This is a genomic window from Nonomuraea coxensis DSM 45129 (assembly GCF_019397265.1).
Taxonomy (GTDB): domain Bacteria; phylum Actinomycetota; class Actinomycetes; order Streptosporangiales; family Streptosporangiaceae; genus Nonomuraea; species Nonomuraea coxensis.
On the sequence record NZ_CP068985.1, the window covers coordinates 5105710 to 5131398 of the forward strand.

Sequence of the window (25689 nt, forward strand, 5' to 3'; positions counted from 1 at the left end):
TACCGGCCCGCCCGGTCTTGAAGATCCTTGCGGTCCGGGACGCGGGTCAGCGGCCGAGGCGGGTGCTGACGCCTGTGACGAGCCGGCCGAACAGCCAGGTGGCCAGCCGGTCGGGCAGGGCGGCGGCGCCGCGCAGCGCGGCGTCGCCCTGGAACGCCGTACGCGGCCCGGCGGTAGCGACGCCCCTGGTGGCGGCCGCCGAGGCCAGGGCGGCCCGCCGCCTGCGGGCGCGCTCGTAGGCGGGCAGCGCCGCGGCGGCGTCGTGGCCGGTGGCTCCGGCGAGGGCGCGGGCGAGCGCCGCGACGTCCTCCAGCGCCTGGCCCGCGCCCTGGGCCAGGATGGGCGGCATGGCGTGCGCGGCGTCCCCGATGAGCACGCTCCGCCCGCGCCGCCAGGGGAGGGTGGCGCGGCGCCGCGTGTGCGGGAAGACGTCGAGGTCCTTCTCCGACAGCGCCGCCAGCAGGTCGGGGACGGGCGGGCCGTAGGTGGCGTACCGCTCGCGCAGGGCGGCCAGGGCGCGCTCGGGGCTGGTCCGGTCGCCGGGACGCCACCGCAGGTCGATGAGCCATTGGAGCATGCCGTCGCCCGCGGGGTGCAGGCCGACGAGGCCGTGGCGGCCGAGGAAGAGCTGTGAGCGGGAGCCGAGGTCGAAGGGGGCGGGGATGAGGCCCTGCCAGGTGGCCGCGCCGGTCGGGCGGGCGCCGGTCCCGGGTGCGGCGCCGAAGAGGGCGGCGCGTACCGGGCTGTTGACGCCGTCGGCGCCGACCAGCAGGTCGCCGGTGTGCTCCGTGCCGTCCTCGGTCTCGGCGCGTACGGTCCTGCCGTCGTCGTGGAGACGGGTGACGCGGGCGCCGTACCGTACGGTGCCCTCCGGCAGGCCCTCGGCGAGCCGGGCGATCAGGGTGCGGCGGGGGATGACCATCGTCGGCGCGCCGAGGTCGCGTTCCAGCCGGGCGGTGTCCACGGTCATCACCGGCCGGCCGCGGGCGCTGCGCACCTCCAGGGCGTCGAGCCGCCTGCCCAGGCCGTCCAGGGGGACGCCGAGGTCGCGCAGGACGGTGGTGCCGTTGCTCCACAGGACGATCGCGTAGCCGCCCACGCGCGGGGCCGGCGCGCGTTCGAGGACGGTGACCTCGTGTCCTGCCGTCCGTAACCCTCTGGCCGCCGCCAGCCCGGCGATGCCGGCCCCCACGATGACGATGCGCATGACCCATCCCTCTACAGTAAGTAGTACTACCTTTAGTAGAGCACAATGGGCCCGCGGTCCATGATCCGGCCGGGGTCAGCGGGCCGCCGGGACGGGGCGGCGGCGCAGGACGGCCGCCACCGTCACGGCGGTCAGTACCGTCACCAAGGGGATGACGGGAAGGACGGCGGGCGCGTGCGCGATGACCAGCGCTCCCCCGGCGGCGCCGACCGGGACCGCGGTCAGGACCGTCAGGTCGCGCAGCCGCGCCCCCTCCGGGCGGCCGACCGTGATGAGCGCGGCGACGACGCCGGTGAGCGTCCCCGTCAGGTACGTCGTCGACACCGCGCGGCCCGCGCCGAGCGCGCGCATCGCCGAGCTCTGCAGGCCCATCGCCCCGGCCGCCAGGGCGAGCAGCCCGTGCAGCGGGCCGGCGGCCGGCCTGGCGCCGGTGGCCGACCAGCCGGCGGCGAACACGGCGAGCACCACCAGCTCCGCCGCCAGCGCCGCGATCACCCCTAGCGGGCACCTCCACCCGGCCCCGCCCGCCGCCTCCCGCCCGGTGCGGAAGCGGCTCGCGAGCCGGGTGCCGGTGAGCACGCCCGCCACGTAACCGGCGATGGCCGTGACCGACGTGAGGAGCTGCGCGAAGGCGGCGGTGCCGATCGCGAACCCGGACACCACCAGGTTGCCGGTCATGACGCTGCTGAACACGCCGCCGAGCCGGGCGAAGCTGGCCACGTCCAGCGTCCCGGTGCCGACGGTGAGCGTGACGGCCAGCCCGGTCAGCCAGCCCCCGCCATCGGCCGGCGCGCCCTCGTGAGGGGCGGGTCCCCCGGCCCGCGGGTCGCGCTGACGGGCGGCGTCTCCTGCCGGGTGGTCGTCCCCGGGCGGCGGGGCCGGTCCCGCCGGGCTGCCGGGCATCAGGCGGACGCGGGCGTGCGGGGGGCGGGCACCGGTCCCGCCACGGTGAGCTTCATCTTCGCCTCCGCCTTCGTCCCGCTTCCCGGGGACGTCTACCCCGTCCGGCGGGGCGGCCCGACCCGGAGGACGCGAACCTTGCCAGGTCTTTGCGCGGCCGGGAACCCGGCGGGCGGGGGCAGGGGGCGGGGCGGGTCAGCGGGGAGGGGGGCTCACGTAGTGGTGCAGGAGGGCGGGCTCGCCGGCCGCGTTCAGCCAGGTGGCGCGGCTGCTGCCGGTCCGGCGCCAGCCGGAGCGCTCGTAGCGGGCGATGGCCGCCTCCCCCTCGGAGGACACCTCCAGGGTGACCGGCCGCCCGCCCGCGGCGGCGCGGGCGGCGTCGAGGAGCAGCCCGGCGAGCCCCCGCCCCCGCGCGGCCGGGACGACGAACAGCCGGGTGACCGCCAGGTCCGCGGTCAGGCCCACGTGCCCGAGCACCGCCCCGTCCTCGGCGGCCACCCACGCCCGCTCCAGGCCGCGTGGCGTCAGCCACCCGCCGGGGTCGTCCGGCCAGTCCACGGGGTAGCGGTCGACGGGCTGCACCTCGGCGAGTGCCCTGACGCACGCCTCCAGGTCTCCGGGGGTTCTCGGGCGGATCAGCACGCGACCAGCGTAGACCGGCGGGCCGGGGTCACCGGAACGGGCTCGCGACCTGGCCGAGCGCCCGGTCGATGAGCTCGCGGAAGTCGCGGTCGTCGTTGCCCGCGCACCACCACTGGGTGGCGACGCGCAGGGCGGCCAGGAACGCGGCGGTGATCACCTCGGGTCGTACGCCGTCGGGCAGGGCGCGGCCCGTCACCGCCTCGCTGAGCTCGTTCTCCAAACGGACCCGGACGGTGAGCTGCCGGGCCAGCAGGGAGGGGTGGCGCATGGCGAGGCGGGTGCGGATGAGCAGGTCGCGGTCGCCGCCGCCGACGTCCTCGTAGAGGGTCTCCAGCGCGCTGCGCAGCGCCTGCCAGGCGGTCAGCTCGGGCGGCTGGTCGCGTACGCGGCGCACGAGCGTGCCGAGGCGCTGCTCGTCGCCGTACAGGAGGGCGTCCTCCTTGCCGGCGAAGTAGTTGCTGAACGTGCGGCGGGAGATGTTGGCGGCGTCGGCGATGGCCTCGACGGTGACGTGGTCGAGGCCGTGTTCGAGGGTGAGCCGGAGCGCGGCCTCGTGAACCGCCTGGCGGGTCTCGGCCTTCTTGCGCTCGCGCAGCCCTGGCGTGCTGCTCATGATGGGAACAAGTCTACCCGGTGGAAATATATGCCCAGTGCGCAAAGTTTCCCGATGTGCATGTAAGGTATCCGGGTCCCGCCATCCGGGACCTTCCCCCGACGTTCTTTCCCCTTCAGGAGGTTGCGCGTGAGCGCACAGCCGGCAGCGCCGTCCGCGGCGGAGCCGATGACCCAAAGGCAGATCCTCGAAGCATTGAGTGGCCTGCTTCTCGTGCTGTTCGTCGCGATGATCAGCGGCACCGTCGTCTCGGTGGCGCTCCCGCAGATCATCGGCGCGCTGAACGGCAGCCAGTCGCAGTACACCTGGGTCGTCACCGCGTCCCTGCTGGCCTCGACCGCCTCGACCCCGATCTGGGGCAAGCTCGCGGACCTGTTCAACAAGAAGCTGCTGCTCCAGATCGCCATCGTGATCTTCATGGTGTCCTCGCTGGCCTGCGGTTTCGCCCAGAACACCGGGCAGCTCATCGCCTTCCGCGCGCTCCAGGGCCTCGGCATGGGCGCGCTGCAGATCCTCGCCCAGGTCGTCATCGCCGCCATGATCAGCCCGAAGGAGCGCGGCCGCTACAACGGCTACCTCGGCGCGGTCATGGCCGTGGCCACCGTCGGCGGCCCGCTGCTCGGCGGCTTCATCGCCGACACCTCGTGGCTCGGCTGGCGCTGGTGCTTCTTCATCGCGGTGCCGTTCACCGTGGCCGCGTTCGCGCTGCTGGCCAAGACCCTGCACCTGCCCACCGTGCGCCGCACGGACGTGAGCATCGACTACTGGGGCGCCGCCCTCATCGCGGCGGGCGTCAGCGTCCTGCTCATCTGGGTGACCTTCGTGGGCAACTCCTTCGACTGGCTGTCCTGGCAGACCGCCGCCATGGTCGGCGGCGGCGTGGTGCTGCTCGCCCTGGCCGCATTGGTGGAGTCCCGGGTGCGCGAGCCGGTCGTGCCGCTGCACGTCGTCCGCCGCCGCGACCCGGCCCTCGCCATCCTGGCGAGCCTCGCGGTCGGCATGGCGATGTTCGGCGGCGCGGTGTTCCTCGGCCAGTACTTCCAGATCGGCCGCGGCTACGGACCCACCGCCGCGGGCCTGCTGACCATCCCGATGATGGTCGGCGTGCTGTTCTCCTCGACGATCAGCGGCCGGATGGTGTCCAGGAGCGGGCAGACGAAGCCGTACATCCTGGTCGGGCTGGTCGTGCTGCTGGCCGGCTTCGCCGGGTTGTCGACCATCGACCACCAGACGTCGCTGGTGCTGGTGTCGCTGTACATGCTGGCCGTCGGCGTCGGCGTCGGCATGTCGATGCAGAACCTGGTGCTGGTCATCCAGAACACCGTCCCGCTGCGCGAGATCGGCGCGGCCAGCGGCGCGATCACCTTCTTCCGCTCGCTCGGCGGCACGGTCGGCGTGTCGGTGCTCGGCGCGATCCTGGCCAACCGGGTGGCGACCAGCATCAGCGAGGGCCTCGCCAAGGCGGGCATCCCGGTCACGGGGAGCCAGGCGGGCCGCAGCCTCAACATCGCCGCGCTGCCGGAGCCGATCAAGGGGATCGTCCGGGCCGCCTACGGCGACGCCACCGGGCACATCTTCCTCGTCTCGGCGGGCATCGGCGTGGTCGGCCTGATCGCCGCGGCGTTCCTGCGGCCCGCCACGCTGCGCGACAGCCTGGACCTGCCCGAGCCGGCCGGCGAGGCCGCCGAGCAGGAGGTCGCCGGCAAGGCCTGACCCTCGATCGAGGCCGCGTCCCCGGAGTGGGCGCGGCCTTCTTTCTTGTTCGGAAACTCTCCGAAACTTTCAGGGAACGATGGAGACACAGAAGGAGGCGTTATCTGGGGCTCTATATACACCGGGCACTCCGGCGGTTTCGTCGTCATGAAGTAAGGCATTGACAAGCTTCTTGACCGGTCCGATACTTTCGCCACATCGCCGATATTTTCGATGGCGACATCGGTGGAGGAGATCCGATGAACGACGTACCGACCCGTCACAGAGCCCGCCGCGGTGGCCGCCTCCGGCTGCTCCTCGGCGGCGCCTCAGCCCTCGCGCTGATCCTGTCCGCGCTGGTCCTCCCCGGCACCGCCGGCGCCGACACGACCGTCACCTCGAACCAGACGGGCACCAACAACGGCTACTTCTACTCGTTCTGGACGGACAGTCAGGGCACCGTCTCCATGAACCTCGGCTCCGGCGGCAACTACAGCACGTCCTGGAGCAACACCGGCAACTTCGTCGCCGGCAAGGGCTGGAGCACCGGCGGCCGCAGGACCGTGACCTACTCCGGCAGCTTCAACCCGTCCGGCAACGCCTACCTGACCCTGTACGGGTGGACGCGAAACCCGCTCATCGAGTACTACATCGTCGACAACTGGGGCACCTACCGGCCCACCGGGACGTACAAGGGCACCGTGACCAGCGACGGCGGCACGTACGACATCTACCAGACCACCCGCTACAACGCCCCCTCCATCGAGGGCACCCGGACCTTCAACCAGTACTGGAGCGTCCGGCAGTCGAAGCGGACCGGCGGGACCATCACCGCGGGCAACCACTTCGACGCCTGGGCCCGCAACGGCATGAGCCTCGGCAGCCACGACTACCAGATCCTCGCGACCGAGGGCTACCAGAGCAGCGGCAACTCCAACATCACGCTCGGCAGCACCTCCGGAGGCGGGGGCGGCGGCGGTGGCGGTGGCGGCGGGGGCGGCGGCTGCTCCGCCACGCTCTCCGCCGGTCAGCAGTGGAGCGACCGCTACAACCTCAACGTCTCCGTCAGCGGATCCAGCAACTGGACCGTGACGATGAACGTCCCCTCCCCCGCGAAGATCATCGCCACCTGGAACATCAGCGCCAGCTACCCCAACGCCCAGACCCTGACCGCCCGGCCCAACGGCAGCGGCAACAACTGGGGCGTGACGATCCAGCACAACGGCAACTACACCTGGCCGACGGTCTCCTGCAGCGCGGGCTGACCACCTTTCCCCCTCCCATGGCGCGGCGGCCGATCCGGCCGCCGCGTCCCGCTTTCCCGGCGGCGGCCGGCCGCCTGCGACGGTCTGACCGCCACCGGCACCACCCGCCCGGCGCGTCGCGGAGGTGACATTCGTCAGGGGACGGCCGTCGGCGGGCTGGATAGGCTGCTTGGCGTGAAGGGCCGGCTGTGGAACTGTCTCTACCTCGTCGTCCTGGTGTGGCCGTTGCCGACGTTCCTGTCCTCCTCCCCCTCGCCCGGCCGGGTGGCGCTGGTGGCGGCGGGGCTGGCCGCCTTCGTCGGGCTCTACCTGCGGGTCATGTGGTGCGTGGAACGCTCGCGCCGCACGGGTGGCCTGCTCGCGCTGGCCCTGCTGTACGTGGTCGCCGCCGCGATGACGCCGCTGCTGGGCGAGCTGTGGTTGCTGGCGATGTGGTTCTTCCTCATCGCGGCGGTGGCCGTGTCGTTGCCGGAGCGGGCCCTGCCGGTGGCGGCCGGGGCGACGATCCTGGCCGTCACGCTGGCGTTCCCGCTGCTGATCGGCCTGTCCCTGGCAGAACGCTGGTGGTTCCCGCTGCAAGGCGTGATCTTCACCGCCGCGATGCGCGCCTTCCTCAGGCTGGAGTCGGCGAACCGGGCGCTCAGCCGGGCGAGCGCCGAGGTGGAGCGGCTGGCCGTGGACAACGAGCGGCTGCGCTTCGCCCGCGACATGCACGACATCCTCGGCCACAGCCTGGCCGTCATGACGGTGAAGAGCCAGCTCGCGGCGCGGCTGGTCACCGCCGACCCGGAGCGGGCGCGGGCGGAGGCCGAGGAGGTGGAGGAGCTGTCCCGGCAGGCGCTGTCGGACGTGCGGGAGGCGATCACCGGCTACCGGGAGCTGTCGCTCGCCGACGAGCTGGACGGGGCGCGGCGGGCGCTCGCCACCGCCGGGGTGCGGCTCGACGTGGCCGCCGGGCCGCTGCCCGCCGACGTGGAGCCGGTGCTGGCCTGGGTGGTGCGGGAGGGGACGACGAACGTGGTCAGGCACAGCGGCGCCCGCCACTGCCGCATCCGGCTGGGGGTGCGGGACGCGGAGGCGTACGCGGAGGTGAGCGACGACGGCCGCGGATGCCGTACGGACGCCGCGGGCGCGACCGGCAACGGGCTGCGGGGGCTGGCCGAGCGGATCGAGGTGGCGGGCGGCGTCCTGGACGGCGGCCCCGCCGAGGGCGGCGGCTTCCGGTTGAGCGCCCGCCTGCCGCTGGCGGGCGTGACCGCGTGATCCGGGTGCTCCTGGCCGACGACCAGCATCTCGTACGTGAGGCGCTGGCGGCGCTGCTCGGCCTGGAACCGGACCTGGAGGTGGTGGGCCAGGTGAGCCGCGGCGACGAGGTGTCCCCGGCCGTCACCGCGCTCCGCCCCGACGTGGTGCTGCTCGACATCGAGATGCCCGGCCGGGACGGCCTCACCGTCGCCGGGGACCTGGCGGGCGTGCGGGTGATCATCCTGACCACGTTCGGCCGGCCGGGCTACCTGCGGCGGGCGATGGACGCGGGAGTCGCCGGCTACGTGGTCAAGGACGCGCGGGCCGGGGAACTGGCCGACGCGGTGCGGCGGGTGCACGCGGGCGGCCGGGTGTTCGACCGCAAGCTGGCCGCGGCGAGCGTCTCCGCGGGCGCGAACCCGCTGACCGGCCGCGAGCGGGACGTCCTGAGGGCCGCTACGGAGGGCGGCACCGTGGCCGACATCGCCCGCCGTCTCCACCTGTCGGACGGCACGGTGCGCAACTACCTGTCGTCGGCCATCGGCAAGCTCGGCGTCCGCAACCGCGCGGAGGCCGCCCGCGCCGCCGAGGCCAAGGGCTGGCTGTGACGCCCGCGCGCTGCTGACGAACGTCACTACCGGCCGCGCCCGGCCCTGGCGACGCTGAAGGCATGGGAAAACGCCTTCTGCCCGCTCTCGGGCTCTTCCTGCTGTCCCCGCTGGCGGGCGAGTTCCTGCTGGGGAACCTGCCCGTCACCGCGCTGCCCGCGCTGGTCGTCCTGGCCCCGCTGTACGGGGGCGGCGCCCTGCTCATCCGTGAGCTGGCCCGTCGCAGGGGCGCGGGCTGGCCGGGGATGGTGCTGCTCGCGGTGGCGTACGGGCTGGTGGAGGAGGGACTGCTGACCCGGTCCCTGTTCGACCCGCACTTCGCCGGGATGGACCTGGCGTCGTACGCGTGGCTGCCGGGGGTGGGCGTGAGCGCCTGGTGGGCGTCGTTCGTGCTGGGCGGCGTGCACGCGGCGGGCAGCGTGCTCGCGCCGATCGCGGTCATGGAGGCCCTGGTGCCGTCCAGGGCGGAGGAGCCGTGGCTGGGCCGGCCCGGCCTGGTCGTGGCCGGGGTGCTGTACGTGCTGGGCGCGGCGGCGACCGGGCTGACGAACCCGGACGCCTACCGCCCGTCGGCCGCACAGCTCGTGGGGGCGGCCGTGGTGGCGGCCCTGCTGTCCGTCCTCGCCCTGCCCCGCCGCCCGCCCGCCACCACACCGGCGGGCGGGGCCCCGCGGCGGGCGCCGGGGCCGTGGACGGTGCTCGGGCTCACGCTGGTGGCGGGCCTGGCCTTCTGGCTGGCCGCGCTGCCGCTCGACGTCCTCGGCGCGTGGCCGGCCGTGGCCGCGAACCTCGCCCTGTACGGGGCGGCGTACGCGCTCGTCGCCCGCTGGGCGCGGCGGGCGGGCTGGGGCCTGGCGCAGCGGTTAGCGCTGGGCGCCGGCTGGCTGCTCACCTACGCCTGGCACTCCTTCCCGCAGCCCCCGGCCCTGCCCGCCACCCCCGGGGTGGACCTGGCCGGGAACGTCGCCTTCGCGGTGGCCGCCGTCGCCCTGCTCACCGTGGCCTGGTCCCGGGTCCGGGCGGCGGCGCGCGGGGCGGCGGAGGAGCCCGTCACGCTCTGACCCTCTGCGGCGGGGCGTTTTGCCGGCTCCTGACCGTGGCTCTGGCACCGTGGAGTATGGCCATATTGGGGGAAGAACGCTGGCACATCGCCATCCGGGACCGCGCCGCTACGCTGGCGTTCCCGGAGTGGACACCGCGCGCGGAAGACTGGGCGCAGCTCCATACCGGTTTCATCGACGACGGGACGCCCTACACCGAGGTCTCGGTGTACCGGGACGACGACGGCCGGCAGCGCATCCATTACCGCCGCTACATCGCCGAGGAACTGCAGCATTTCTGGACCCGGCTGATGAGCGAGTCCGGCGACTGAGCTCGCCGGCGGCATCCCGGACACGCAAGGTGCCCTGCGGCGCGAAGCCGCAGGGCACCTGCACGTCAGGCGTCAGCCCTGGTTGCCCGGAACGTTGTTCTTCCAGTCCTCGGGCTTGACGGCGCCGGGCTTCTTCTCCGCGCCGTTGCGGCCCGGCATCGTGCCCTTGCCCTTGCCCTTGTTCTTGTCCTTGTCGCCGCTCTTCGCCTTGCGCGCGTCCTGAGCCATCGGACTTCCCTTTCTCCGTGTCACGGAGAGCAGCGATGCGCTACTCCCCGTACACGCGGATGCCCTCAGCGGAGGCGGACGAACGACCGAGCGGCCAAGATGCGACAAAACACGTTAAATAACGCCAAGCTCGACGCACATCGGCGCGGACAACGCCGCCTCCCCCCTGATCACCCAGGTGACCGGGCACCTCGGCTGCCCGCTCAGCGAGGTCGTGGTCGTGGTCGTGGAGGAGCGGTACCGCCTCTACTCACCGTGCTCGCGGCCGAGCGGGAGACCGCGACGGCGGTCCGCGAGGAGATCGACCGGCTCGAGCGGGAGCGTGACGGCGTCGTTCGTGAAGGAGCTGCTGCGGCGGGTGATCCTGATCGCGCTGCGGGCGGGCGCGCCCGCCCTCACCGGCGGCCCCGCTCCCCGGTCATTCGCCGACGGCGGGGGCGGGGGCGGTGGTGTCGTCCGTCATCAGGGTGGCGGCGGCGCCGGTGATGGCGAGGAGGCGGGCCGGCATGCCGTGCACGCCGGTCAGCACGAGGGACCCGCCCCGCCGCCACGCCTCGCGCTGCACGCCGAGCAGCGCGCTCAGCCCGGCGCAGTCGCTGAAGCTGAGGCCGGAGGCGTCGATGACGATCCTGCGGACGCCCCGCTCCAGCAGGGCGTCGCAGGCGGCGCTGAGCCGCGGGCGGGTGAGCAGGTCGAGCTCGCCGTCGAGGCGCACCAGGGCGTGCCCGTCCCGCTGCTCGACGAGGACGGTCAGCCAGTCGGGCGTGCGGCCGCCGGGCAGCCTGGGGGTGGATTCGTCGGCGGTCATCGGCATCGGGGTGGCTCCTGTCACGACGGGAGGGAGGGGGCGCGGCGGTCGAGGTCTCCGTCCGGTCGCTCCCGGTTGGGCGGGTGGTCGTCAGTGAACAGGGACAACAGTCCTTCGATCGGGTGGTCGGCGTCGGCGGGGTGCCGGAACGGGCGGCTGGGGTCGACGCTGTAACGGGTGCGTCTGCCCACCCGGGTGCGGGTGATGTAGCCCGCGCGTTCCAGATCGGTCACGATGTTCTGGGCGGCCCGTTCGGTGATGCCGATCGCGGCCGCGATGTCGCGGACCCGCGCGCCGGGGTCGCGGGCGATCTCGGTGAGCACCCGCGCGTGGTTGGTCAGGAAGGTCCAGGGCCGGTCCGCCGGGGAGGAACGCAAGTGCTCCATTGATCCTCCAGGTGGTCGCGGATGGGTCTGCGCACGTCCTGGCGAAATACTATTACGGAAAAGTTTTTCGTGAAAGTCGCAGGCGTGCCGTGCCGCTCAGTGGGCGACCGGACCGGCGTAGTCCATGTAGAGGCGGAGCCGGGAGTGACCGCCGGGATGGTCGAGGTCGACCCGGTCGCAGACGCTGCTGATGATGAACAGACCCATGCCGCGCGTGGGGTTGGGGGCCGGGCGCCGTCCCAGGTGCTCGGGGAGGAGGGTGCCGCCGTCGTCCACGATCTCGACGACCATGCCCTGGTCGCCGGAGCGCGCGAGGAGCCGGCCGCCCTCTCCTCCGTGGTCCAGCACGTTGGTGACGGCCTCGTTGACCGCGAGGACCAGCAGCTCCACGCGTTTGGCCGTCATGCCGGAGGTGAGGGCGTGATCGCGGAGCATCGCCCGGACCGCGGCCAGGTCCGTGCCCGCGGGGAGGCTCAGTTCGAGCAGGTCGCTCACCGTGTCATGTCCCGTCTCGTCAGCGTGCCGCGGCTCACGGGCGAATCCGTCCAGTATGAGCCTGCCCGCCCGCCGACGAGGCAGGTGAGCGCTCCCGATCCCGGCACGACGGTCATTCCGGACGAGTCAGCTCTCGTGTGGCGTGGTCGAGGTCGTCGTAGGCGGGCAGTTGCTCCTCCAGGAGGGTGATCTCCAGCAGCGCCGCCATGCTCGGGTTCACCTCGACGAGCCGCAGTCCGCCGCCCCGCTCCCGTGCCCGCTCCTGCGCGACGACCAGCGCGCGCAGGCCGCTGGAGTCGCAGAAGTCCAGGCCGCCCAGGTCGCAGACGACGTGCGGGCACTCCTTGTCGCCCCGCGCTCCGCCGAACAGCTCGTCGAAGGCGCGCGACAGGTCGGGCTGGGTCTGCCTGTCGAGCTCGCCGCGCAGGGTCAGCAGCCAGTAGCCCGACCGGCGCACCACCTCGATCGCGAGAGCCGTCACCGCTGTCCTCTCATGTTCCGTGGTCCTGGCCGCGAGGCTCGTCCGGGCCGTCCCGGAAGGGCCGCCGCGGCCTGGCGGCAAGCCTACGCGGACGCGGGCGGCGTGCGGTATGCCCGTCGCGCCGCACCTCTCGCCCCGCCTCACGCCCCGCCTCGCGCCGCCCTTCGCGTCGTGCTTCGTCAGGGAATCGCCCACAATCGTCTTCACCGGCCGTCGACAATCATGTTTCCTCGCCGCCCGCGCTTTTGGCACCATTGACGGCATGAGCCGCGCCGGCAAATGGTCGCGCCCGATTCTCGCCGTCGTCGCGGCAATGGCGCTGACGTACGGCGTCACACCCGCTTCCGCAGCCGTTCAAGGCATATGTCCGGAACATTATCAGTCGCCCCTTCCCCCCGCCCCGGGCACCAAACCCGAGCGGATCGCGTTCACCGATCCGCTCGGCCAGATCGCGTTCACCTATCGCGACATGATGGACGTGGATCCCGACTTCGGACGCGATGTCGACCCCACGCACCAGACCCCGGGGCGCGAGGCGTTCAACGGCAGCATGAACGTCGCGGTCGGCTTCTTCGACATCACCGATTGCGATCCGGCCGCCTTCGACAGCCGGTTCGTGACGAGCGTCGAAACGCTCCGGCGGATCAATCCCGCCCTGCTCCGGCAATTGGCGCTGCCGCCCGGCACCCGCACCATTCTCGCCATTCCCCGGTTCAATGCGAACAAGACGGCGAAAGACCTGTTCGGCACCGTTGTGGAGCATTCCGAGCCGCGCGTGGTGAAAGGCGGCCGGGCCAGGGAGCTGCCCGTCGAGCGGCTGCTCGTGCTTTACACCGACCTCGCCCCGTGCAGTCCGAGCAGCGCGAACTGCCGGGCGCTGGTGGCCGGCACCAACGCGCGCGTGGTGCACTCCGCCGACTCGCAGGGGCAGCTCTGGGCGGCGCTGAGGGAGGCGCTCGGCAACACGATCAAGGCCGACGCGTTCGCGCTCGACCTCGACGCGCTGGCCGGCGCGCTGAAGGGCGACGACCTCGGCGGCGTCGACTTCTCCGCGCTGGAGCTGCGCTACTTCGCCGACGCCGGCACCGACGACCCCGCCGGCATCAGATACGGCTTCACCCCGGCGGAGGCCGGGGTGAAGCGGGCCGGGGGCGAGCCGGCGCCGGGGGCGGCGGCCGGGTTCCGGGTGACACGGCAGGCGTCGGACGCCTTCTTCGTGTGGCTGGCGCTGCCCGCGCACAAGTTCACCGTCAACCTCAACCCGTCCGAGCCCGGCCGGATCATCGACGCGGACTTCGGCACCACCGACGCGGGCCGCATCCTGCTGGAGGCGGACCTGCACATGAAGAAGACCGTGGCGAGACTCATCCATCCCGACACCGCGCTCGGCCGCCGGTTCTGGGACGGCACACGGGGCAGGTGCCTGGTGTTCCGGCAGTGGATCGTGCCCGCGCCCGCCTCGGTCCACGAGCGCGGCGACGAGCTCTACATCCTCGACGCGCCCCTTGAGGTGAAGCTGGAGAGCGAACACCTGCCGGCGTCGCCGCCGGGCGGCGAGCTCGGCAAGGGCTGCGCCGGGCAGTCGGCCGCCGACGGCGAGCGGGCCGAGCGGGTGTTCCGGTCGCTGATCCTGCCGCGCGTCCAGCGGGCGGTGAACACCGCGCCCGAGTACGCGGCGCTGCGGCGGGTCTACCTGAGCCGGGTGGCCGCCGAGTGGTACCGCGAGCGCAGCAGGACCGGGCGCACGACGTACGCCTCGCTGGTGGACAAGGGGGACGTGCGGCGGTGGCGGTCGCGGCAGGAGTGGAGCCCGCGGCAGGTGTTCGACGCCTACGTGCGCTCGTACCGCGCTCGCGGTGGCGGGGATGGTGGCGTTCCTGGTGCTGCGGCGCAGGCGCGTCCCCCGGCCCCCGGTCCGCCCCCGCCGCCCCCGCCCTCGCCGCCGTGGTGACGCGGCCCCCGGCGAGGCCGGACGTCAGCCGGGGAGCAGGGCGGAGCTGAGGCCGAGGACGGCGGTGACGAGGTTGTCGCCGAGCCGCCGCCAGGCCCGTTCCGCCTCGTCCCGCGTGGCCTGCCCGGCGGCCAGCTCGGTCTCCAGGTCGGCGCTCATGTGGACGAGGAGCAGCCGGATCATGGCGGCGTGCCGCTCGGTGAGCTCGGTGTCCCGCCCGGCGCCGGCGGCCGGGTGGAGGCGGTCGAGGCGCCGGAAGGAGGGCGTGCAGGTGTACGCCCGCCGCGCGTGCTCGCGCAGCCCGGGATCCACGACGGCCTGCGCGAGGAAACGCCCGTACCAGGAGGGGGTGCCGAGCTCGACGTGATGCTCGATGCCGGGTTCGACGACGCAGGCGATCCACTCGCGCGGCGTCGCCTCCCCCTGCTCCTCCAGTTCGGCCACCATCCGGGACCTGTGCCGCTCGATCGCGGCCGCGTGCTGCTCCAGGATGGCGACGATCAGCTCGTCCCTGGAGCTGAAGTGGTACTGCACGGCGGAGTTGTTGCGCTGCCCGGCCGCCTCCCGGATCATGCGCATGGACACGCCGGCGAAGCCGTGCTCGGCGTACAGCCGCTCGGCGGTCCGCATGAGCGTGTCCCGGGCGCGCAGCGAGCGCGGGGACGGCCGGGAGGACGGCGCGGGGACCGCCGTGCTGACGTTCATGACCGTCCTTAATGATGTATTCGGTGCCGTCTTTCCCCGATTATCACCATGGACGGGGCCGGATCACCAGGTCACCCACACCTCCTGGAGCCCGCCGGAGATGCCGCCGGTGCGCAGCCGCAGGTCGGACGGATGGTCGCGGAGCCCGAGCCCGGGCAGGCGCCGGGTCAGCAGGCCGAGCACGACCTGCAGCTCCACGCGGGCGAGCGGCTGGCCGAGGCAGTAGTGCGGGCCCGCACCGAAGGTGAGGTGCTGGGCGACGTTCGGCCGCCGTGGGTCGAAGAGGTCGGGGTCGGTGAACTTGCCCGGATCGCGGTTGGCGGCCGGGGTGCTGGGGATGACCGTGCTGCCCGCGGGCACGAGGGTGCCGCTCAGCTCGATGTCCTCGGTGATGTACCGGGGCACGCCGCCGATGACCGACAGCGTGCTGTCCAGGCGCAGCACCTCCTCGACGGTGCCCGGGACCAGGTCGGGGTCGTCGACGACGGCCTCGTAGCGGGAGCGCTCCGACAGCAGCACGGCCGTCATGATCGCGATCATGTTGGAGGTGGTCTCGTGGCCGGCCAGCAGCAGCCCGCGCACGGTGGAGATCAGCTCGTCCTGGCCGAGCCGGCCGTCCTCGGCGTCGGTGATCTGGGTGAGCTCGCTGAGCAGGTCGTCGCCGGGGTCGGCGCGGTTGCGGTCGACGAGGTCGGACACGTAGGCGTCGAACTCGCGGTAGGCCTGGTCGACCTCCTGCTGCGTGTGGCCGGTCAGCGTGAGCATGACCCGCGACCAGTGCGCGAACTTGTCCTGGTCCTCGGCCGGCGCCCCGACCAGGGCGCAGATGACGCGCACCGGGAGGGGCAGCGCGAGCCCGGCCGTCAGGTTGCCCGGGGAGCCCTTGGCGAGCATGGCGTCCAGCAGCTCCTCGGCCATGGCCTGGACCCGGGGCCGCCACACCTCCATCTTCCGCTGGGTGAACCAGCCGCTGAGCAGCCGCCGCCACCGCAGATGGCCCTGCCCGTCGCGGATGGCGGCCCCGCCGGACCGCCCCCGGCTGAACAGGCCGCCGTCCTCGGTGGTGGCCAGCCGGGCCGCGCCCTCCCTGGACAGGTCGCGGCTGAAGCGCGGGTCGGCCATGACGGCGCGGGCGTCGTCGTAGCGGGTGACGAGGGTGGCCACGTCGCCGCTCGGCAGGCGTACGTGCGCGACCGGGCAGCCTTCGCGCAGCTCGGCGAGCTGCGGCGGCGGCTCCAGCGCGGTGGGGCGGTCGAACGGGTATGCGGGGATCGCGTCAGCCATCGCTTTGGCCCTCCAGCCGGGAGTCCGACCCTTCCGAATATAAGATGATCATCTTAATCCGGCAAACAGCCTTCCACGGTGTTGTTCCCGCGCGCTTCTGGGTACTGGCGAGCGTCAGGTCGAGAGGAGGCGGCGTGAGCCGAGGCGGTTCCCATCAGGCGACCCTGGCGGCCCTGGCGGCCAACGTCGGGATCGCGGTGATGAAGGTCGTGGCGTTCTTCTTCACGGGCTCGTCGTCGATGCTCGCCGAGGGCATCCACTCCGTGGCCGACTCCGGCAACCAGGGGCTGCTGCTGCTCGGCAGGTCGCGCTCGAAGCGCGGGCCCACCCCGGCCCATCCGTTCGGGTACGGGCGCGAGCGGTACTTCTACGCGTTCCTCGTGTCGGTGGTGCTGTTCTTCGGCGGCGGCCTGTTCGCCCTGTACGAGGGCTACGAGAAGATCAGCCACCCGCACCCCCTGGAGAGCTGGCCGTGGGCGGTCGGGGTGCTGGTGGGCGCGATCGTCATGGAGGGCCTGTCGCTGCGGACCGCCGTCCGCAATGCCAACGAGCTGCGCAGGAACCGGTCCTGGACCCGCTACATCCGCGACGCCAAGGCCCCGGAGCTGCCGGTGGTGCTGCTGGAGGACGCGGCGGCCCTGACCGGGCTGGCCTTCGCCCTGATCGGCGTCGCCCTCGCCCTGGTGACCGGCGACACCGTCTGGGACGGCGTCGGCTCGGTCGCGATCGGCGTCCTGCTGATCATCGTGGCGGTGACGCTCGCCAGGGAGACCAAGAGCATGATCATCGGTGAGGCGGCCTCCCCCGAGATCCAGCGCCGCATCGAGGACGTGCTCGGGAACGACGAGGTCATCGCCGGCTGGACCCAGCTCCGCACCCTGCACCTGGGGCCCGAGGACCTGCTCGTGGCCGCCCGCGTCACCGTCGCCGGTCACCGGGAGTCGGACGCGGTGGCCGAGGCGCTCGGCGAGACCGAGCGGCGCATCCGCGACCGGGTGCCGATCGCCTCCGTCGTCTACCTCTCGCCGGCCCCCGCCGGCCCGAAGGAGCGACCGCAGGGCGACGAGGATCAGGTGAAGCAGCCGCAGGACGACGAGGATCAGGTGAAGCGGCGGTAGCTGACGGCGCGGCCGTCGTTGGCGACGGTCCCGATGCTGACGGTCGACCCGGCGTGCGGCGCGTGGATCATCTTGCCGTCGCCGATGTAGACGCCGACGTGGCCGGCGGGGTTGCCGAAGAAGACCATGTCGCCGGGCTGCGGCGTACTGACCGGCGTGCCGCTCGCCTGGTAGCCGGCGGCGGTGGTGTCGCCGATCTTGATGCCGGCCTGGTTGAGCACGTAGTAGACCAGGCCGCTGCAGTCGAAGGACGCCGGGCCGTTGGCGCCCCACACGTAGGGCTTGCCCATATGGAGCTTGGCGGCGTCCACGATGCGGTCGCCGGTGGCGGTGCCCTTCTCGAACGGCAGGGGCGTCGGCGGCGCGCCGTTGCCCGCGTTGGCGGCCGGGTTGGCCCCCGGGCCGCCCGCGGGGTTGCCGCCCGGCTCGGTGCCGCCTCCGCCGTCGCCCTGCAGGGTCGTCTTCGGTATCGGCGCGGGGTCCCACTGCACGGTGTGGCCGGGCCCCGGCACGAACGTCTGGTCGCCCGGCGCCTTGATCGCGGCGAACGTCGCCGCCCGGTCGCCCAGGAGCTTCTTGACGTCCTTCATGGCCTGGGTCACGGCCTCGCCGGCGTCGTCGGCGTGCGGCTGGGCCTCGGAGAGGGCCGTGGCGACCATGGGTCTGACCGCGGCGTCGTACTTCTTCTGGTCGGCCTTGGGGTTGGCGGTCTTCCACGCGCGCACCTTGTCCAGCAGCGTGCCGCAGATCCCGTTGATCTTCGACTCGGCCGTCTCCAGCGCCTTGGCGGCGTTGTCGAGGGCGCCCGCGCTGCCGGTGAGCGCGCCGTGGAAGGCGGTGCCCGCCCGGTCGTAGCCGCCCATGTAGGTGACGAAGGCGTTCGCGGACGCGCCGTTCCACGCCTTGTCGACGTTGCGGACCGCGGCGCTGATCCGCCCGGCGTAGCCGTCGACCTTGCCGGCCGCGCCCCGCCACCGCTTGGCGACGCCGCGGATCGTCTCGGGGCTGCCGCTGACCTTGCGCAGCAGGTCGGCCAGCTTCTCGCCGTCGCCCGGCAGCGCGGCGACCTGCTCGGCGACGCCCATTACGAGTCCGCCCCGCTGGCCCGGTTGGCGGTGCGGACGTTCTGCCGCACCTTGTCCAGCGCGCGTTCGACGCCTTCGAGCTTGGAGCCGGCCTGGCCCAGCTCCTCGTCCGCCGCCTTCTCGACGGCGTCGACGGCGGAGGCCAGGCCGGAGGAGTCGGCCAGCTTGCCGAAGATCGAGGAGTCCGTGGCTCCGGCGGGAAAGCCGCCGCCCAGGTCGTTCACTTCTTTCGCCACCTTCCGCGCGGCGGACGCACAGTCCTCCAACGCCTGGAAGTGGACCTCCAGCCCGCCCATCGCCAGCTCACCCCGCGTACTCGCCGTGATCTCCGTGGTGCGGGATCCATCTTGCACCAATTTCCCCGTCCGACGCATCCGTCCGGGAGGATCGGTCCGCCTTCCGGCCGGATCGGCACCGTACGGAAAGGATTGCTGGTAAGGGTGGAACCATGATCTTCTTCAGGCGGGCGGCCGAGGCCGCCGTGCTCACGTCCCTTGTCGTCCCGATCGCCCTGGTCGTCGCCGCGCCACCGGCCGCGGCCGAGGGGGGCTCGGCGGCGCGGGCACGCCGCCTGCTGGACCAGCTCAAGGTCGCCCGGCCGCTGCCCATCCGCGGGTACAGCCACCGGCGGTTCATGCCGCGCTGGGCGCACCACAAGGGCACGTGCGACGCGCGTGAGACGGTGCTGTCCCGCGACGGGCGGCGGGTGCGCAGGAACGCGGCCTGCCACCCGGTCAAGGGCGTCTGGTACAGCCCGTACGACGGCAAGTGGCTGAAGAGCGAGCGGCTGGTGGACGTGGACCACGTGGTGCCGCTCGCCTACGCCTGGCGCTCCGGGGCCAGCCGGTGGAGCCAGGCGAAGCGGCGGGCGTTCGCCAACGACCTGACCCGTCCCGAGCTCATCACGGTCAGCCACTCGGCGAACCTCGCCAAGGGCGGCCAGGGCCCGCAGAGCTGGCGGCCGCAGCGGCGCGCCCACTGGTGCCGGTACGCCACCTCGTGGATCACCGTCAAGCACCACTACCGGCTGTTCGTCACGCGGAGGGAACGGGTGGCGCTGCTCAACATGCTGCGTACCTGCCGGTGAGGCACTGACCTGGGCTTACGTCGTTCTTAACGGGCTTCGTGCACGCTTGTGGCTACATGAACCGTATCGGGAGGACACCATGACAACCCCTGGACCGGACGACTTCAGCGCCGCGGAGGTCCTCGGCGAGGAGCCGCCCAAGCGCCGGTACCCCCGTTCACTGGTGCTGGCCGGCGTCACCGCCGTGGCCCTGGTCACCGGGGCGGGGGTCGCGGCGGCGGCGGCGCTGTCGCCCACGCCGTCCCCGACGGCGACGGCCGGGGACGGCGCGTCGCCGTCCGCGTCGCCCTCCGCGTCCCCCTCCGGCACGCCCTCCGAGGACAAGGGCTGGGGCCGGGGCCACCACCGGGCCGGCCTCGGGGGGCCCGCCCTGCACGGCGAGTACGTCGTCCGCGGCGAGGACGGCGGCTACGTGACGATCGCCACCCAGTACGGCGACGTCACCGCCGCCGACCAGGACTCCGTCACGGTCAAGAGCGAGGACGGCTACACCAAGGAGTACGCGGTCACCTCCGAGACCCGTGTCAACCGCGGCGACGACGGCGCCGGCGCGCTCAAGGCCGGCCAGAAGGTCATGGTCGCCGCCAAGGTCGACGGCGGCACCGCCACCGCGGTCGTCGTCCGCGACGTCACCGACCGCGCGAACGCCGCCCGCGACGGCGGCAAGGACGGCGACCGGCCCTGGGGCAAGGGCTGGGGCGGCATGGGCCACGGCGACGGCGGCGACGGCGGCCAGGGTCACGGCAGGTGGCACCACGAGCCCCCGGCGTCCTCCTCCGCCCCGAGCCCGTCGGAGAGCGCCACCGGCTCCTGACCCCCGCCAGGGGGGACGGGCCGCCGATCACCGGTCGTTCGCCGGCTCCCGCCTACGGCGTCGCCCGGCCGAGGGGGACGCGGACCGGCTCGCCCGCGGACGGGGTGACGACGACCTCGTCCGGTGTCACCCGGATCTCCGGCAGGGGCGGCTCCCCTGGGGCGGCGGTGAGCAGGATCAGGCTGACGTACACGGCCGTGCCGCCCGGATGGGCCGGGCAGACGACGTACGGGGTGGCCGAACGGGGGCCGAAGGCGTTCACGTCCTCGCCGATGACGACGCCCGCGGCGGTGAAGCCGTGCAGGCCGCGCGCCGCGCTCGTCAGCCCGTCCGGCCGCCGGGCCACCGCGTGGACGCCCTCGGCGTACGTGCCGGGAGGCACCCGGTCGGCCAAGGCGTGCCCGCCGTCACGCACGAGGTGTCCGGCGGGCGCGGTGACCTCGTGGACGCGGATCTCGGCCGGCCCGTCCACGACCGAGGTCGTCACCACGCGCACGTCGCCGTCCCGGTACGCGGAGGCGGCCAGCCGCTCCCCCACCGCCAGCGGCTCGATGCGGCGGCGGCGCGAGGGGACGCCCGCCGGTGACACGACGGCGAGCTGGTTGTCGGCCGCGCCGGGCGCGAAGTCGGGCCCGGTGTGGCTGCTGTAGGCGAGCCGCAGGTAGAGCGGGTCGGGCTCGCCGTCCCGGCGCTGGACGCGGTCACGGTCGCTGCCGTGGTTGAGCAGGCGTACGACGCCGTCGGCGCGGGTGGCGCCGAGCACCCAGCCGGCCGCGGGCACGGTCACCACCTGGTCGGCCAGGTCGATCGGGGCGGGCTCCTCGGGGCGGGTCCACGCCGGGTGGTCCGGCGGCAGGAGCAGGCCGAGGAACGCCTTCCCCGCCCAGTACGGCGAGGCGGGCCCGGAGTAGTCCTGGGTGCCGGGCGGGAAGGGCGCGTACCAGCCGCACGTGAGCAGTCCGCGCTCGTCGGGCGCGCCGCGCTCGGCGAAGTGGCGCAGGACGCCGCTCGCGATGCGCCGGGTGCGGCCGGGCGGCAGCGGCGAGGCGCCGGTGAGCTCGCCCAGCCACAGCGGGGCGACGGTCGCGAAGCGGTAGATGAGGGAGCGGCCCTGGTGCACGGGCCCGCCGCCGGCGGCGAAGAAGTGCTGGTAGCGCTCCAGGAAGAGGCGCAGGCGGGCGGCGTAGCGCTCCTGGCGGGCGGTGTCGCCGGACATCCTGGCCCACAGCGACGGGTAGAGGTGCAGCGCCCAGCCGGTGTAGTAGTCGAAGTTCTTGCCGGCGCCGTCGGAGTACCAGCCGTCGCCGACGTACCAGTCCTCGACGCGCTCCAGGCCGGCGGCGATCTCGGCGGGCTCGTACGGGCCGCCCGCCTCCGCCAGGAACTGCTCGACGACCACCTGGAAGAGCACCCAGTTGTTGTCCGGCGTGCGCCGCCCCAGGAACCCGGCCAGCCAGGCGAGCACCCGGTCGCGCACGGCGGGGGCGAGCCGGTCGTACAGCCAGGGCCGGGTCTCGTGCAGCGCCAGCGCGATGGAGGCGGCCTCCACCAGCGGCTGGGACAGGTCGGTCAGCGGCGGCCAGGCGTAGGGGTGTGCGGGGTCGGTGCCCGCGGCCAGCCCTTCGGCGTAGCGCTCCAGCAGCGCGGGCGGGACGTCCCCGCGGGCTCCGGCGATGCGGAAGGAGGCCAGCAGGAATGTCCGGGCGAACCCCTCCAGGCCGTCGCTGACCGGGCCGGACCGGCTCGCGCCGCCGGGCAGGCGGTACTGGGCGAAGCCGTCGGTGGCGTACGGGACGACGGCGTCGAGCAGCCGGTCGGCCATGGCCTCCCAGTGCGCGCGGGTCCAGCCGGTGCGGGGTGACAGGCGGAGGTCAGGGGGCGGCAGAGGCATGGAACGGGATCCTACGCCGTCCGACGGAAAGCGGTTTCCCCCCACCCGGCCTCGTCACGCCTCCTCGCTCCTGGACGAATCCGGCCGCCACACCCCCGTGCCGCATTGCATGGACATGCAGAGGTGTGTATATACTTCTGCTCGTGTCCAAGGTACTCACCTCCCTGCCTGTCGGTGAACGAGTCGGGATCGCCTTCTCCGGTGGTCTCGACACTTCGGTAGCGGTCGCATGGATGCGGGAGAAGGGTGCAGTGCCGTGCACCTACACCGCCGAGATCGGCCAGTACGACGAGCCCGACATCGTCTCCGTCCCCGGCCGCGCCACCGCCTACGGCGCCGAGATCGCCCGCCTGGTCGACTGCCGGGCGGCGCTCGTGGAGGAAGGGCTCGCGGCGCTGGCCTGCGGCGCGTTCCACATCCGCTCCGGCGGGCGCACCTACTTCAACACCACCCCGCTCGGCCGGGCGGTCACCGGCACCCTCCTCGTGCGCGCCATGCTGGAGGACGGCGTGCAGATCTGGGGTGACGGCTCGACGTTCAAGGGCAACGACATCGAGCGCTTCTACCGCTACGGTCTGCTGGCCAACCCCTCCCTGCGCATCTACAAGCCGTGGCTCGACGCCGACTTCGTGCACGAGCTCGGCGGCCGCAAGGAGATGTCGGAGTGGCTGCTGGCCCACGGCCTGCCCTACCGCGACAGCACCGAGAAGGCCTACTCCACCGACGCCAACATCTGGGGCGCCACCCACGAGGCCAAGTCGCTGGAGCACCTCGACACCGGCATCGAGATCGTCGAGCCGATCATGGGCGTGCGGTTCTGGGACCCCGAGGTGGAGATCGCCGCCGAGGACGTCACGATCGGCTTCGAGCAGGGCCGCCCGGTGACGATCAACGGCAAGGAGTTCGCCTCCGCCGTCGACCTGGTGCTGGAGGCCAACGCCATCGGCGGCCGGCACGGGCTCGGCATGTCCGACCAGATCGAGAACCGTATCATCGAGGCCAAGAGCCGCGGCGTCTACGAGGCCCCCGGCATGGCGCTGCTGCACGCCGCCTACGAGCGGCTGGTCAACGCCATCCACAACGAGGACACCCTGGCGAGCTACCACGTCGAGGGCCGCAAGCTCGGCCGGCTGCTGTACGAGGGCCGCTGGCTCGACCCGCAGGCGCTGATGCTGCGCGAGTCGCTGCAGCGCTGGGTCGGCATGGCGATCACCGGCGAGGTGACGCTGCGGCTGCGCCGCGGCGAGGACTACTCGATCCTCGACACCTCCGGCCCGGCGTTCAGCTACCACCCGGACAAGCTGTCCATGGAGCGCACCGAGGACTCCGCGTTCGGGCCGGTCGACCGCATCGGCCAGCTCACCATGCGCAACCTCGACATCGCCGACTCCCGGTCCAAGCTGGAGCAGTACGCCCGGCTCGGCATGGTCGGCGGCGGGCAGCCGAGCCTGGTGGGCGCGGCGCAGGCCGCCTCGACCGGCCTCATCGGCGCCATGGACGAGGGCGGCGCGGAGGCCATCGCCTCGCGCGGCGAGGCCGCGGCGGAGGAGGAGCTGCTGGACCAGGCCGCCATGGAGTTCGGCACCGACTGACCTGAAGCGACGCGCGTGAGGCCGCGGGGAGGTTTCCCCCGCGGCCTCACGCGTTCCTGTTCGGCAGCAGGCGGGCCGCGTCGAGGGCCAGCGCCAGGTCCACCAGGTCACGGGGGCGGGCCAGCGAGCGGCCGGTGAGCTGCTCGATCCTGCGCACCCGGTTGACGATCGTGTTGCGGTGGCAGAACAGGCGGGCCGCGGCCCTGGCGGCCGAGCCGTCGCAGGCGAGCCAGGTCTCCAGCGTGGTCAGCAGCGTGTCGCGGTCGGCGGAGTCGAGCGCGAGCAGCGGCCCGAGCGCGCTGTCCAGGAGGTGGAAGGCGAGGTCGGGCCGGGTGAGCATGAGCGCGGCGGGCACCCGGCCGTCCAGGCGGGCGATCTCGGGCCCGCCGTCCACGCAGGTGCGCATGGCGAGCAGGGCCAGCTCGTGGGCCGCCGCCAGCTCGGCCAGGCCGGTCACGACGGGGCTGACGCCGGCGACGCCGCTGATGACGTAGCTGAGCTCCCTGCACAGGTCGTCCAGGCCGGCCCCGCCGAGCGCGGCCACGGCGACCTCGTGCCCGGTGCGCATCCGCCACAGCAGCCGCATGCCGTCCAGCGACTCGGGCAGCAGGGCGTCGTCCTGCCGGCCGCCGCGGCGTACGGTGACGACCGCGTACGTGCCGTGCTCGGGCAGGTCGAGCGCGGCCTCGGCGGCGCGGACCACCCCGGCGTCGGCGGTGCCGTCGAGCAGCGCGTCGAGCAGGGCGTTGACGCGCTCCCTGCTGCGGCCGAGTATCTCCTGCTCGCGCCGGTTGTAGGTGTCGCAGGCCACCATGGACTGCCGGTCGATGGCGTGCCAGACGTGCCCGGCGGCGCGCACCAGGACGCTCAGCCGCTCGGGCCGCTCGCGTTCCATGTGGTCGACGAGCGCCGACCAGACGACCTGGCCGGCCAGGCGGTACATCCGCAGCAGGGAGTCCAGGGGCAGTCCCTGCTCGGCGCGGCGGCGGGCCATGTTCGCGGTGAAGACCAGGTCGCGCCGCTCGGAGGGCGGCTGCAGGATGGCGGTGAGCCCGAGCCTGACGCCTTCGAGCGTGCTCTTCCAGTGCTCGTCGTAGGGGACGCAGGCGCAGTACACCTCGTCGCCGGCGCGGGTGCGGGCGACCAGCTCGTCGGTCAGCTCGGGCAGGTGCTCCAGCAGGACCACGGCGGCGGTGCGCAACGTCTGGCGGACGTCCTCGTCCACGACCGTAGGGGGACGCATTCCCCGAGGCTGCCACCGCGCCCCGCTCCAGAACAAGGCTCTGTAGCGTTTTGTGATCCAGCGTTGTGCGGCTGCACAACGCGGGCCCGGCCGCGGTGGGCAGGCCGCCCGACTTCACTCCGGCATCTGGACGACGGTGCACGTCAGCGGTTTGGGTGAGCCGGCATGGGGTCTTGGGAGGAAGTCGTATGGCCGAACTGACCGTCGGCGATCTCGTCGTGGACTACGGGCCGGTGCGCGCCCTGGACGGCGTGTCGATGCGGGTCCCGTCCGGCGCGGTCGTCGCCGTGCTCGGCGCGAACGGCGCCGGGAAGACGACGCTGCTGCGCGCGGTCTCGGGAACGCTCCGGTTCCAGCGCGGCCGGATCGCGCGCGGCGCAGTCGAGCTGGACGGCGACCGCCTGTCCGGCCTCGCCGCGGCGGCGGTGGTGCGGCGCGGCGTCACGCACGTGCCGGAGGGCCGGCGGGTGTTCGCCCGCATGACCGTGGAGGAGAACCTGCGCGCGGGCGGCCTCGGCACGCCGCGCCGGGCCGCCGCCGAGGCGAGGGAGCGGGTGCGCGAGCTGTTCCCGGTGCTCGCCGAGCGCTCCCGCCAGCCGGCCGGGCTGCTGTCCGGCGGCGAGCAGCAGATGCTGGCCATCGGCCGGGCGCTCATGGCCGGGCCGTCGGTGCTGCTGCTGGACGAGCCGACGCTCGGGCTGGCCCCGCAGATGGCGGCCAGGATCGCCGCGACGATCAGGGCGATCAACGCGGCGGGCACGTCGGTGCTGCTCGTCGAGCAGAACGTGGCCACGGCGCTGTCGCTGGCCTCCTACGCGTACGTGCTGGAGGTCGGCGGGGTGGCGATGGAGGGCCCGGCGGCGGAGCTGGCCGCCAGCGACGAGGTCAGGCGGCGCTACCTGGGCGTCAGCGACGAGGAGCCGGCCGAGGGTCCGCGCTCGCGGGCCGCGCTGTCGCGGTGGTCGGCATGACCGGGG

28 protein-coding genes are annotated in these 25689 nt (G+C 73.3%); 12 read left to right on the top strand and 16 right to left on the bottom strand.

The window, feature by feature from the left end; translation table 11 throughout:
* Nucleotides 1-46 precede the first annotated feature (46 nt).
* The 4 genes from Nocox_RS24040 to Nocox_RS24055 form a co-directional block, all read right to left on the bottom strand.
* Nucleotides 47-1207: an FAD-dependent oxidoreductase gene (locus Nocox_RS24040; RefSeq protein ID WP_020540245.1), complete on the bottom strand. Its 1161-nt coding sequence runs from the start codon at nt 1205-1207 to the stop codon at nt 47-49.
* 75 nt (nt 1208-1282) lie between these two features.
* Nucleotides 1283-2110, bottom strand: coding sequence for a YoaK family protein (locus tag Nocox_RS24045; protein ID WP_020540244.1), 828 nt, complete (start codon nt 2108-2110; stop codon nt 1283-1285).
* Between the two features lie 192 nt (nt 2111-2302).
* Nucleotides 2303-2749: a GNAT family N-acetyltransferase gene (locus tag Nocox_RS24050; RefSeq protein WP_020540243.1), complete on the bottom strand. Its 447-nt coding sequence runs from the start codon at nt 2747-2749 to the stop codon at nt 2303-2305.
* 28 nt (nt 2750-2777) lie between these two features.
* A complete protein-coding gene (locus Nocox_RS24055; protein ID WP_020540242.1) occupies nt 2778-3362 on the bottom strand; it encodes a TetR/AcrR family transcriptional regulator in 585 nt (194 codons plus the stop codon).
* Nucleotides 3363-3530: 168 nt separating this feature from the next.
* Between Nocox_RS24055 and Nocox_RS24060 the strand changes: the two genes are divergently transcribed.
* The 6 genes from Nocox_RS24060 (at nt 3531) to Nocox_RS24085 (ending at nt 9544) form a co-directional block, all read left to right on the top strand.
* On the top strand, nt 3531-5075 hold the full coding sequence (locus Nocox_RS24060; protein ID WP_084685181.1) for an MDR family MFS transporter: 1545 nt from the start codon (nt 3531-3533) through the stop codon (nt 5073-5075).
* 239 nt (nt 5076-5314) lie between these two features.
* Nucleotides 5315-6319: a glycoside hydrolase family 11 protein gene (locus Nocox_RS24065; protein ID WP_020540240.1), complete on the top strand. Its 1005-nt coding sequence runs from the start codon at nt 5315-5317 to the stop codon at nt 6317-6319.
* Between the two features lie 174 nt (nt 6320-6493).
* Nucleotides 6494-7582 carry a sensor histidine kinase gene (locus tag Nocox_RS24070; RefSeq protein ID WP_020540239.1) on the top strand — a complete coding sequence of 363 codons (1089 nt, stop codon included), beginning with the start codon at nt 6494-6496 and terminating at the stop codon, nt 7580-7582.
* A complete protein-coding gene (locus tag Nocox_RS24075; RefSeq protein ID WP_020540238.1) occupies nt 7579-8172 on the top strand; it encodes a response regulator transcription factor in 594 nt (197 codons plus the stop codon). The genes Nocox_RS24070 and Nocox_RS24075 overlap by 4 nt, the downstream gene beginning before the upstream one ends.
* A 62-nt stretch (nt 8173-8234) precedes the next feature.
* Complete coding sequence (locus tag Nocox_RS24080) at nt 8235-9233, top strand: hypothetical protein (protein ID WP_020540237.1); 999 nt, start codon at nt 8235-8237, stop codon at nt 9231-9233.
* 35 nt (nt 9234-9268) lie between these two features.
* A complete protein-coding gene (locus Nocox_RS24085) occupies nt 9269-9544 on the top strand; it encodes a hypothetical protein (protein WP_246649520.1) in 276 nt (91 codons plus the stop codon).
* A 72-nt stretch (nt 9545-9616) separates the two neighbouring features.
* Here Nocox_RS24085 and Nocox_RS24090 read toward each other — a convergent pair whose 3' ends face one another.
* The 6 genes from Nocox_RS24090 to Nocox_RS24115 all read right to left on the bottom strand — a co-directional run bounded on the left by Nocox_RS24090 (nt 9617) and on the right by Nocox_RS24115 (nt 11942).
* The gene (locus Nocox_RS24090) at nt 9617-9772 is read right to left on the bottom strand and encodes a hypothetical protein (protein ID WP_020540235.1); all 156 of its coding nucleotides are present in this window, start codon (nt 9770-9772) and stop codon (nt 9617-9619) included.
* Nucleotides 9773-10018: 246 nt separating this feature from the next.
* Entirely contained in the window at nt 10019-10171 is a 153-nt protein-coding gene (locus Nocox_RS24095; protein WP_020540234.1) for a hypothetical protein, read from the bottom strand.
* 19 nt (nt 10172-10190) lie between these two features.
* Complete coding sequence (locus Nocox_RS24100; protein WP_020540233.1) at nt 10191-10586, bottom strand: STAS domain-containing protein; 396 nt, start codon at nt 10584-10586, stop codon at nt 10191-10193.
* A 14-nt stretch (nt 10587-10600) separates the two neighbouring features.
* Nucleotides 10601-10966 (bottom strand): MarR family transcriptional regulator, encoded by a 366-nt coding sequence (locus tag Nocox_RS24105; RefSeq protein WP_020540232.1) that lies wholly within the window; start codon nt 10964-10966, stop codon nt 10601-10603.
* Between the two features lie 96 nt (nt 10967-11062).
* Nucleotides 11063-11461, bottom strand: coding sequence for an ATP-binding protein (locus tag Nocox_RS24110; protein ID WP_020540231.1), 399 nt, complete (start codon nt 11459-11461; stop codon nt 11063-11065).
* A gap of 112 nt (nt 11462-11573) precedes the next feature.
* Nucleotides 11574-11942 (bottom strand): STAS domain-containing protein, encoded by a 369-nt coding sequence (locus tag Nocox_RS24115; protein WP_020540230.1) that lies wholly within the window; start codon nt 11940-11942, stop codon nt 11574-11576.
* Between the two features lie 469 nt (nt 11943-12411).
* On the opposite strand from Nocox_RS24115, the gene Nocox_RS24120 reads away from it, so the two are divergent.
* A complete protein-coding gene (locus Nocox_RS24120; protein WP_033407722.1) occupies nt 12412-13893 on the top strand; it encodes a hypothetical protein in 1482 nt (493 codons plus the stop codon).
* Nucleotides 13894-13917: 24 nt separating this feature from the next.
* Here Nocox_RS24120 and Nocox_RS24125 read toward each other — a convergent pair whose 3' ends face one another.
* A complete protein-coding gene (locus Nocox_RS24125; protein ID WP_020540228.1) occupies nt 13918-14598 on the bottom strand; it encodes a TetR/AcrR family transcriptional regulator in 681 nt (226 codons plus the stop codon).
* Between the two features lie 63 nt (nt 14599-14661).
* Entirely contained in the window at nt 14662-15882 is a 1221-nt protein-coding gene (locus Nocox_RS24130; RefSeq protein WP_020540227.1) for a cytochrome P450, read from the bottom strand.
* A gap of 134 nt (nt 15883-16016) precedes the next feature.
* Here Nocox_RS24130 and Nocox_RS24135 point away from each other — a divergent pair, with 134 nt between their 5' ends.
* Nucleotides 16017-17000 carry a cation diffusion facilitator family transporter gene (locus Nocox_RS24135; protein ID WP_020540226.1) on the top strand — a complete coding sequence of 328 codons (984 nt, stop codon included), beginning with the start codon at nt 16017-16019 and terminating at the stop codon, nt 16998-17000.
* Here the strand turns inward: Nocox_RS24135 and Nocox_RS24140 are convergent.
* Together Nocox_RS24140 and Nocox_RS24145 are read right to left on the bottom strand one after the other, a co-directional pair.
* Nucleotides 16982-18085, bottom strand: coding sequence for an NlpC/P60 family protein (locus Nocox_RS24140; protein WP_020540225.1), 1104 nt, complete (start codon nt 18083-18085; stop codon nt 16982-16984). The genes Nocox_RS24135 and Nocox_RS24140 overlap by 19 nt on opposite strands.
* Complete coding sequence (locus Nocox_RS24145) at nt 18085-18438, bottom strand: hypothetical protein (protein ID WP_246649521.1); 354 nt, start codon at nt 18436-18438, stop codon at nt 18085-18087. The genes Nocox_RS24140 and Nocox_RS24145 overlap by 1 nt, the downstream gene beginning before the upstream one ends.
* Before the next feature lie 95 nt (nt 18439-18533).
* Between Nocox_RS24145 and Nocox_RS24150 the strand changes: the two genes are divergently transcribed.
* Both Nocox_RS24150 and Nocox_RS24155 read left to right on the top strand, forming a co-directional pair.
* A complete protein-coding gene (locus tag Nocox_RS24150; protein WP_020540223.1) occupies nt 18534-19172 on the top strand; it encodes an HNH endonuclease family protein in 639 nt (212 codons plus the stop codon).
* A 79-nt stretch (nt 19173-19251) separates the two neighbouring features.
* A complete protein-coding gene (locus Nocox_RS24155; RefSeq protein WP_020540222.1) occupies nt 19252-19986 on the top strand; it encodes a hypothetical protein in 735 nt (244 codons plus the stop codon).
* Nucleotides 19987-20038: 52 nt separating this feature from the next.
* Here the strand turns inward: Nocox_RS24155 and Nocox_RS24160 are convergent, their stop codons facing one another.
* Nucleotides 20039-21877: a DUF2264 domain-containing protein gene (locus tag Nocox_RS24160; protein WP_020540221.1), complete on the bottom strand. Its 1839-nt coding sequence runs from the start codon at nt 21875-21877 to the stop codon at nt 20039-20041.
* 143 nt (nt 21878-22020) lie between these two features.
* Between Nocox_RS24160 and argG the strand changes: the two genes are divergently transcribed.
* Nucleotides 22021-23469 (top strand): argininosuccinate synthase, encoded by a 1449-nt coding sequence (gene argG / locus Nocox_RS24165; RefSeq protein WP_026213737.1) that lies wholly within the window; start codon nt 22021-22023, stop codon nt 23467-23469.
* Between the two features lie 46 nt (nt 23470-23515).
* Here the strand turns inward: argG and Nocox_RS24170 are convergent, their stop codons facing one another.
* Nucleotides 23516-24712: a helix-turn-helix domain-containing protein gene (locus tag Nocox_RS24170; protein ID WP_063711577.1), complete on the bottom strand. Its 1197-nt coding sequence runs from the start codon at nt 24710-24712 to the stop codon at nt 23516-23518.
* A gap of 188 nt (nt 24713-24900) precedes the next feature.
* Between Nocox_RS24170 and Nocox_RS24175 the strand changes: the two genes are divergently transcribed.
* A complete protein-coding gene (locus tag Nocox_RS24175) occupies nt 24901-25683 on the top strand; it encodes an ABC transporter ATP-binding protein (RefSeq protein WP_020540218.1) in 783 nt (260 codons plus the stop codon).
* Nucleotides 25684-25689 lie beyond the last annotated feature (6 nt).